Source organism: Pseudomonas sp. P5_A2_2 (assembly GCF_054177685.1).
In genome coordinates this window covers 1-8698 of sequence record NZ_JBGCUL010000126.1, presented here as the reverse complement: position 1 = coordinate 8698, position 8698 = coordinate 1, and the positions used below count along the sequence as shown (strand labels likewise).

The 8698-nt window shown below is 58.8% G+C and carries 9 protein-coding genes; 5 read left to right on the top strand and 4 right to left on the bottom strand.

From position 1 onward, the window contains the following. Window positions 1-392, bottom strand: a 392-nt coding sequence (locus tag ACXRVY_RS11040; protein WP_458237390.1) for a TetR family transcriptional regulator C-terminal domain-containing protein, incomplete at its 3' end; no start/stop codon positions are given. 134 nt (window positions 393-526) lie between these two features. On the opposite strand from ACXRVY_RS11040, the gene ACXRVY_RS11035 reads away from it, so the two are divergent. Continuing rightward, window positions 527-1441, top strand: coding sequence for a DUF808 domain-containing protein (locus ACXRVY_RS11035; protein WP_223463909.1), 915 nt, complete (start codon window positions 527-529; stop codon window positions 1439-1441). A 142-nt stretch (window positions 1442-1583) separates the two neighbouring features. On the opposite strand, the gene ACXRVY_RS11030 is transcribed toward ACXRVY_RS11035, so the two are convergent. Both ACXRVY_RS11030 and ACXRVY_RS11025 read right to left on the bottom strand, forming a co-directional pair. Then, window positions 1584-2372, bottom strand: coding sequence for an MlaA family lipoprotein (locus tag ACXRVY_RS11030; RefSeq protein ID WP_108218693.1), 789 nt, complete (start codon window positions 2370-2372; stop codon window positions 1584-1586). Beyond that, a complete protein-coding gene (locus ACXRVY_RS11025) occupies window positions 2365-3663 on the bottom strand; it encodes a serine/threonine protein kinase (RefSeq protein ID WP_223463910.1) in 1299 nt (432 codons plus the stop codon). The genes ACXRVY_RS11030 and ACXRVY_RS11025 overlap by 8 nt, the downstream gene beginning before the upstream one ends. A 225-nt stretch (window positions 3664-3888) precedes the next feature. On the opposite strand from ACXRVY_RS11025, the gene ACXRVY_RS11020 reads away from it, so the two are divergent. Further along, complete coding sequence (locus ACXRVY_RS11020; RefSeq protein WP_223463911.1) at window positions 3889-4257, top strand: hypothetical protein; 369 nt, start codon at window positions 3889-3891, stop codon at window positions 4255-4257. A gap of 123 nt (window positions 4258-4380) precedes the next feature. On the opposite strand, the gene ACXRVY_RS11015 is transcribed toward ACXRVY_RS11020, so the two are convergent. After that, entirely contained in the window at window positions 4381-5976 is a 1596-nt protein-coding gene (locus tag ACXRVY_RS11015; protein ID WP_223463912.1) for a glycoside hydrolase family 17 protein, read from the bottom strand. 288 nt (window positions 5977-6264) lie between these two features. Between ACXRVY_RS11015 and ACXRVY_RS11010 the strand changes: the two genes are divergently transcribed. The 3 genes from ACXRVY_RS11010 to ACXRVY_RS11000 all read left to right on the top strand — a co-directional run. Next, window positions 6265-7116 carry a glycine betaine ABC transporter substrate-binding protein gene (locus ACXRVY_RS11010; RefSeq protein ID WP_458237389.1) on the top strand — a complete coding sequence of 284 codons (852 nt, stop codon included), beginning with the start codon at window positions 6265-6267 and terminating at the stop codon, window positions 7114-7116. Between the two features lie 240 nt (window positions 7117-7356). Further along, on the top strand, window positions 7357-7668 hold the full coding sequence (locus ACXRVY_RS11005) for a DUF485 domain-containing protein (RefSeq protein ID WP_458237388.1): 312 nt from the start codon (window positions 7357-7359) through the stop codon (window positions 7666-7668). Beyond that, a partial coding sequence (locus tag ACXRVY_RS11000; RefSeq protein ID WP_458237387.1) for a sodium:solute symporter family transporter occupies window positions 7665-8698 on the top strand: 1034 nt, incomplete at its 3' end. The genes ACXRVY_RS11005 and ACXRVY_RS11000, both read left to right, overlap by 4 nt.

The following is an 8698-nucleotide window of genomic DNA, read 5'->3' as shown; positions in this document are numbered from 1 at the left end:
ATGTTGTGTTTGGCCTGGCCATTGAGCTGTTCGACCAGATCGCTGCTCAGGTGGGGCGCGCCGTGCATGATTTCGCTGGCGAACACCTTGGACGCGAAAGGCAGGTCGCGGGAGATGCGGATTTTTGAGCGAATGTAGCCGCTGAGCACTTCACCGGGCTCGCCGTCCGGATTGAACGGTGTCGAAGCCTGCAGGATGGGCTCGATGATGCTTTCCAGGACCTCGCGGTAGAGGTTTTCCTTGGATTTGAAGTAGTAGTAGACGTTGGGCTTGGGCAATCCCGCCTTGGCTGCGATGTCGCTGGTTTTGGTCGCAGCGAAGCCTTTGTCGGCGAATTCCTCACTGGCGGCACGCAGGATCAGTTGTTTGTTGCGCTCGCGGATAGTGCTCATAAACCGGGTGATTCCTTGCCTGTTCTGGCGGTTGCGCATGGTATCACCGGCCTCGCGCGGCGCTCAAGAATGCACCGCGACCCGTGACGCCGCGCTATGCTGCTGCGCATTCATTGCAGAAGGAAACCCGATTCATGGCAGGAAGCAGTTTGCTGGTGCTGATTGACGACATCGCCGCCGTACTGGACGACGTGTCATTGATGACCCAAATGGCCGCCAAGAAAACGGCCGGCGTACTCGGTGACGACCTGGCACTCAACGCCCAGCAAGTCAGCGGCGTGCGTGCCGAGCGGGAAATCCCGGTGGTCTGGGCGGTCGCCAAGGGTTCGTTCATCAATAAACTGATCCTGGTGCCGTCGGCGCTGGCCATCAGTGCGTTCATTGCGTGGCTGGTCACCCCGTTGTTGATGGTCGGCGGTGCCTATCTGTGCTTCGAAGGCTTTGAAAAACTCGCCCACAAGTTTCTGCACAGCAAGGCCGAAGATCAGGTCGAACATGCTGAACTGGTCGAGGCGGTGGCAGACCCGGCGGTGGATCTGGTGGCGTTCGAAAAGGACAAGATCAAGGGTGCGATCCGCACCGACTTCATTCTCTCGGCGGAAATCATTGCCATCACCCTTGGCACCGTGGCCGGTGCGCCGTTGAGCCAGCAAGTCATCGTGCTGTCTGGGATCGCAATCGTCATGACCATCGGCGTCTATGGCCTGGTGGCGGGTATCGTCAAGCTGGATGACCTTGGACTCTGGTTGACTCAAAAGCCCGGGCAGATGGCGAAAAGCATCGGTGGCGCCATTCTGCGTGCTGCGCCGTACATGATGAAGAGCCTGTCGGTGATCGGCACGGCGGCGATGTTTCTGGTCGGTGGCGGCATCCTGACCCACGGTGTGCCGGTGGTGCATCACTGGGTCGAAAGTGTCGGTGCTGCGGCGGGTGGCGGCGGATTTATCGTGCCGGTGTTGCTTAATGGTGTGGCGGGGATTGTCGCAGGGGCGGTGGTGTTGGTTGGCGTCATGGCTGTCAGCAAAATCTGGAAGGCCCTGAAGGGTTGAATTCAGAACTCTTCCTACAAGCATACATAACAAATGTGGGAGCGAGCTTGCTCGCGATGAGGCCATATCATTCAACATCTAAGTTGACTGAAACACCGCCATCGCGAGCAAGCTCGCTCCCACAGGTTTTTGTGTGGCCGAATTACTCGGCGATCTGCAACTTGCGCGCTTCGGTATACACGTAACGCACTTTGTCGTACTCGAACGGCGAGTTCGTCTGGCCATAGCGGAAGGTGGTCTGGTAGCGCTTGTCGATGCCGCGCAGGATCAACACTTCCGGATGGTTGGAGCTGACTTCGGCCACGTTGAGGAAGTTGATCGCACTCTCGGCCGAGTAATCCACCACCAGGCCGCCGGTATCACGCAGGTTCGACGGACCGAGGATCGGCAGGACTAAATAAGCGCCACCCGGCACGCCGTAGAAGCCCAGGGTCTGGCCGAAGTCTTCGCTTTGGCGCGGCAGGCCCATGGCGGTGGCCGGGTCCCACAGGCCGGCGATGCCGATGGTGGTGTTGAGCAGCAGGCGCCCGGTGGTTTCCAGCGAGCGCTGGCCCTTGAGTTGCAGCAGGCTGTTCATCAGATTCGGCACGTCGCCGAGGTTGTTGAAGAAGTTGCTGACGCCGGTGCGCAGGAAGTTCGGGGTGACGTAGCGGTAACCATTGACCACCGGCAGGAACACCCATTGATCGAAGCGGTAGTTGAAGTGATAGACGCGCCGGTTCCACTCTTCCAGCGGATCGTAGACGGTCAGCGCGCTGAGGGTTGAACGCTCGAACTCACGCTGGTCCAGACCCGGGTTGAATTTGAGTTTGCTCAGCGGTTCCTTGAAACCATCACTGTCGACGACCACGGGGGCGTTGGCTTTGCTGTTGTCGGCATTGGCGACGCCTGCACAGAGTAACGCTGCGAAAAGCAGGAGGTATTTAGCCACGGAAGAACTCCAGCATGGCGTCGCTGTTGACGCGGTAGTTAATGTTTCCGCAATGGCCGCCCAGCGGGTAAACGGTCAGGCGATCGCCAAAGGTCCGGCGCAGGAAACCGAGGTCGCCAGGGCCGAGGATCACGTCATCGGCGTTGTGCATGACGGCGATTTTCGGGCTGTCGTGCAGATAATCCTTCAGCGCATACAGGCTCACTTGGTCAATCAGTTGCAGCAGGCTGCCGCCGTCGGTACGGGCGCGCCACATCGGGATCACTTGTTCGGTGATGTAGCAGTCGAAGTCGCATTGCAGCGCACGCTTGAGGAATGGCGTGAGGCTGGTGCCCTCGGTGATCGGGAACTTGGGTGGAGTGATCAGGCCGCGACGGTTGACCAGGTCCGAAGTGAAGGCAATGTCGGCCGCCGAAAAGCGGAACGAGGTGCCGATCAACATGGCCATCTGCTCGTTGGACAGTTGCTGCTTGGACTGCTGGAAGTCGTAGAGCAGGGCGTCGTTGAGGTCGATGTAGCCCTTCTGCTGGAAGTAGCGGGTCAGTTTGTTCAGTACCAGCTCATAGAACGTGGTGCTGTTGTTGATGCCCTTGACCTCGGTCTGGACCAGCTTGTCGAGGTTGGTGATCGAGGTGTAGAGRTTGACCGGCGGGTTGAGCAGCAGGACYTTCTTGAARTTGAAGCTGCGSCGGGTTTCRTCCAGGTGCGCGACGAAAGCGGCATCCAGTCCGCCCAGGCTGTAGCCAGTCAGGTAGTAATCGGTGACTGGCAGTTTCGGGTTTTGTGCCCGCACGGCCTGCATCACCCGGTACAGGTCTTCGGCGTCCTCCTTGGAAACACCCGGTGTGGCGAAGCGTGATGCAGCGCTCATGAAGTCATAGCTGGTGGGCGATGACAACTGCACCACGTGGTAGCCGGCTTTGTAGTAAAGCTTCTTCAGGTATTCGTTCAGGGTGCTGTCATAGCGTGCGCCGGTGCCGGCGATCAGGAAAATCAGTGGTGCGGCGTGATCCTGCGTGGCAATGCGGTAGTCGAGTTTCTTGACCGCCCAGAAATTATCCGGCAATTCGAACGCCCGTTCCGGACGCAAGGTGACGCTGCGCACTGTCTGATCGATGTCATCGTCCAGGGGCAACTCCGGACGCAAGTCCGGCGGCGTGGTCGCGATGGTCGCCTCGAACGGGTTGGTCAGGGGGTAGCCATAACTGGCGGCATCTATATCGACCGCCAGTGCGGACGCACTCAAAATAAGGCCGCCAAACAGGGCGGCGAAGCGCAAGGAACGGAGCATGACTAAATCCCTTAGAGGAAGGTGCCGAATGAATTTCGCAGGCTATGACCATCGGATCTGCGTCAAAGTGCCAACCATCGGCACCAAACAGGCCCGATTGCCCAATAGTAGTAGCTGGACGATACACTTTGCCGCGATTGAAAGACCAGTTAACAGTTGTTATCGCTTGCGTAACGCTTTCGGGCGATTAAGCTGGCCGCCGTTTTTCGCCAATTGGAGTGTTTCATGTCTCGCCGTCTGCCCGTGTTTCTGCTGCTTGTATTGCTGCCTGTATGGCTGGCCGCCAGTTATGGCGCGCGTTATGGCTTCATGGAGGATGCGCAGTGGGTCGGCATTTGCGTGGATGAGGCAAGTCGCTGGGAATGCCAGGTGCGATCGAACCTGGGGCTGATGATCCACTTCGGGGTGCTGGGCTGGGCAGCGCTGGGTGCGGCGATCATCGGCTTTGTCGTGCCGGGGCGGGCGGGCTGGTGGCTGGCGGTGCTGGCGCTGGCGTTCGGGTTTCCGGCGCTGGCGTTGTACAACACGACGCTGGCGGTGTTTGCGGTGGTGATTGCGGGGCTGCGGTTGGTCAGGGCGCCTCGTAGCGCCTGATAGTCCGTCATCGCGAGCAGGTCACTCCCACAAGGATCATTGTCGTACACAAACTCTGCGTTCACTGAGTAACCCTGTGGGAGCGAGCTTGCTCGCGATGAGGCCAGTCAGGTCRCTAAAGTGTTAAACCTTGCGAACCCGCAGGCAACGCCACAACGCAGCCACCATCAACACACTCACCAGCCCCCAGCCCCAGGCCTGCTGGTTCTGCAAACCTTCACGAAACAGCTGCGGCGCAATACCGACACCGATGATGAAGGTCAGCAACGCAACCTCGCGGCGCGGCACATTCACCGGGCGGCACAGATAAACCAGCGCAGGCACGATGAACGCGACACTCGGGAAGCTGCGATAACGCGGGTCGAATACCAGTTCCAGCATCATCACGGCTGCAGCGAAACCTGTCGTTGCAACCAGCCAGCCAGCACGGCGCTCCAGCCAGTTGAAAGCCTGGCCGCGCCAACCGCTGCGAGGACTCAATGTCAGCGTGGCATGGGCCAGCACCAACAGATTCAGCGCGGTCAGCAATCCGACCCACAACCATTCACTGGTAAAGCGCGTGGTCACCCGTGCCAGGTCACCCCAGGCGCCAATCGAGCAGGCCGCCAATGCGCTGAGCAGGGGCAGCAACAGTGCCGAACGCGTCGTGCGAACCCGGCCGCCGAGCAGCAACGTGCCGATGAAGATCAAGCCACCCACCGCCAGCCATTGCGACCAGTAGGGTACGTTTGTCACTGGCCCGGCCAGCACGCCCTTGTCCTGGCGATCGGCATCGAACAGCCCCCAGTAACCACCCACTGCACCTTCACTGGCGCGTTTCCATGGCTGGTCGAAGGCTTCGATCAGGTTGTAGTGCCAGCCCCGTTGCTCGGCCATGGCGACAAAGCCGCGAATGAACCTGGCTTCGTTGACCCGGCTAGGTACAGCGATTCTTCGTTGACGGCCTTCACTGGGCCAGCCGGTTTCCCCGATAAACACTTCCTTGGGCGCGAACATACCGCTGAACGACTCGCGCACAGCAGCAAGTTGCGACAGGGAGACCTCGACGTCCCAAGGGTAATCGCCCCAGTAAGGCAACAGATGGATAGTCACGAAGTCCACCGATGGAGCGATTTCGGGATGCTTTTGCCAAAACTCCCAAACGTCAGCGTAGGTGACGGGTTGTTTGACTTGGCTTTTGACTCGCTCAATCAGTTTCACCAACTGCTTGCTGGTGACTTCCTTGCGCAAAAGGGCCTCGTTGCCGACGATTACCGCAGTAACCACGTCCGGGTTGGCGTTGGCTTCGGCGATCAGTAGCTCCACTTCCTTGGCTGTGTCCACCGGGTTGCTGTTCACCCATGCGCCAATCATCATTTTCAAGCCATGCTTGCGCGCCAGTTCCGGCAGGGCTTCGAGGCCGGTCATGGAATAGGTGCGGATGCATTCGAAGCTTTTGGACAGTAGCGCGAGGTCGGCATCCATGCGTTCGGGGCGCAGCTTGAAGGGCTGGTCGAACGGCGATTGATCCTTGTCGAACGGTGTGTAGGACGCGCATTGCAGCTTGTGCGTTGCGCTGGCCACGTCCGGCAATATCACCGGTTTACCGAGGTCGTACCAGAAGCCGCCCAGGGCAAACAGCCCGAGCAGGCAAGCGAATAGATAAGCAGCAAAAGGGAAGCGGGATGTCGCGGACATGGAAAGGCCGTGTGGGAGCAAAGCGGCGCATGTTACCTGCATTTACCGTGTGCTTGGTGGCCCGCATGATTTTGACATGCAATGTTCGGGCGGAGTCTGCGGTGCGTTGGTCGCGCTCAAGATTAATGGCGTTCTGATGTCGTTTCTCGTTGCCTCGAGGTCGCTGGCAGAGCAGGTCGCCAAGAGCGTCAGGTTGATCATCGAAGGCGTCAGTACTCCGCTGATGTTCGAACGAGTTTGCGGTTAGGCGTGATGGGGGCGCTGTGCACCATAACAATACGTTTAAGCGACTCGGCATCCGTCGAGTGCAGCACTTTCGGGGAAGTAACGATGAAGATGCGACGACTCTTGGGCGCAGGTGCCGCTTTGGTGCTGGCGATCAGCTCTACCGTGGCCAGTGCCGCCGGCAAGGAAGTGACGATCGGTTATGTCGACGGCTGGTCTGACAGTGTCGCCACGACCAACGTGGCCGCAGAAGTGATCAGGCAGAAACTCGGATATGACGTGAAGCTGCAAGCCGTCGCCACCGGGATCATGTGGCAAGGCGTGGCCACCGGCAAACTCGACGCCATGCTGTCGGCCTGGCTGCCAGTGACCCACGGCGATTACTGGACGAAGAACAAGGATCAGGTCGTCGATTACGGCCCGAACTTCAAGGACGCGAAAATCGGCCTGATCGTGCCGGAATACGTCAAGGCCAAGACCATTGACGACCTCAAGACCGACGACACCTTCAAGAACCGCATTGTCGGCATCGACGCCGGTTCAGGCGTGATGCTCAAGACCGATCAGGCGATCAAGGACTACGACCTGACCGGCTATCAACTCAAGGCCAGTTCTGGCGCCGGCATGATCGCCGAGCTGACCCGTGCCGAGAAGAAAAACGAATCCATCGCAGTGACCGGCTGGGTGCCGCACTGGATGTTCGCCAAGTGGAAACTGCGCTTCCTTGAAGATCCGAAGGGCGTGTACGGCGCGGCTGAAACCGTGAACAGCATCGGCAGCAAGGGCCTGGAGGCCRAGGCGCCGGAAGTGGCCAAGTTCCTGAAGAACTTCCAGTGGGAATCCAAGGATGAAATCGGCCAGGTGATGCTGGCGATCCAGGATGGTGCCAAGCCTGAAGCGGCGGCGAAGGATTGGGTCGCCAAACACCCTGATCGTGTGGCTGCCTGGACTAAATAACAGGCACCTCGCTTTACCCTGTGGGAGCGAGCTTGCTCGCGATTGCGGTGTAACAGACAACAACGATGTTGGATGTTATGGCCCTTTCGCGAGCAAGCTCGCTCCCACAGTTGTTTTGTACATGCTGGAAATTGGCGAATCCGTCATGTGGTTCTAAGACTAAGGTCGTCTGGAACCTGCCCCGCAGCCGCATAGAGTGGATACCGTTCCAACTAAATCTGTGCTGCGAGGATAAAAACAATGAACGACAGCATTTACCTCTCGATTCAAAACAGCCCKCGCTTCAAGGAGCTGGTTAGCAAGAGGGAACGATTCGCCTGGATTCTTTCGGCGATCATGCTAGGGCTTTACTCCGCCTTCATCCTTTTAATTGCTTACGGGCCGCAAGTGTTGGGGACGAAAATCAGTMCCGAGTCTTCGATTACCTGGGGCATACCGATCGGCGTCGGGCTGATTGTTTCGGCCTTCGTCCTGACCGGTATCTACGTACGACGTGCCAATGGCGAGTTTGACGACCTGAACAATGCGATTCTCAAGGAGGCTCAGCAATGATCCGGCGTCTACTGGCTCTATTGAGCATCGCGGCTTTAGCACCGGGCGCCTGGGCGGCAGAAGCCCTGACCGGTGAAGTGCATAAACAACCTCTCAACGTCGCCGCGATCCTGATGTTCGTGGTGTTCGTCGGTGCAACCCTGTGCATTACTTACTGGGCCTCCAAGCGCAACAAGTCGGCGGCCGACTACTACGCGGCGGGCGGCAAGATCACCGGGTTCCAGAACGGTCTGGCGATTGCCGGCGACTATATGTCGGCCGCCTCGTTCCTGGGGATTTCCGCGCTGGTGTTCGCTTCCGGCTATGACGGACTGATCTATTCGATCGGCTTCCTGGTGGGTTGGCCGATCATTCTATTCTTGATCGCCGAGCGTCTGCGTAATCTGGGCAAGTACACCTTTGCCGACGTGGCGTCCTACCGCCTGGGGCAAACCCAGATCCGCACACTGTCGGCCTGCGGTTCGCTGGTGGTGGTGGCGTTCTACCTGATCGCCCAGATGGTCGGTGCCGGTAAGCTGATCCAGCTGCTGTTCGGTCTCGACTATCACGTCGCGGTGATCCTGGTGGGCGTGTTGATGTGCCTTTACGTGTTGTTCGGCGGCATGCTGGCGACCACCTGGGTGCAAATCATCAAGGCGGTCCTGTTGCTGTCCGGCGCTTCCTTCATGGCGCTGATGGTGATGAAACACGTCAACTTCGACTTCAACCTGCTGTTTTCCGAAGCGATCAAGGTTCACCCTAAAGGTGAAGCGATCATGAGCCCTGGTGGCCTGGTGAAAGATCCGGTCTCGGCGTTCTCCCTCGGCCTGGCATTGATGTTCGGTACCGCTGGCCTGCCGCACATCCTGATGCGCTTCTTCACCGTGAGTGACGCAAAGGAAGCCCGCAAGAGCGTGCTGTACGCAACCGGCTTCATTGGTTACTTCTACATCCTGACCTTCATCATCGGCTTCGGCGCGATCCTGCTGGTCAGCACCAATCCGGCCTTCAAAGACGCGGCCGGCGCGTTGCTCGGTGGCAACAACATGGC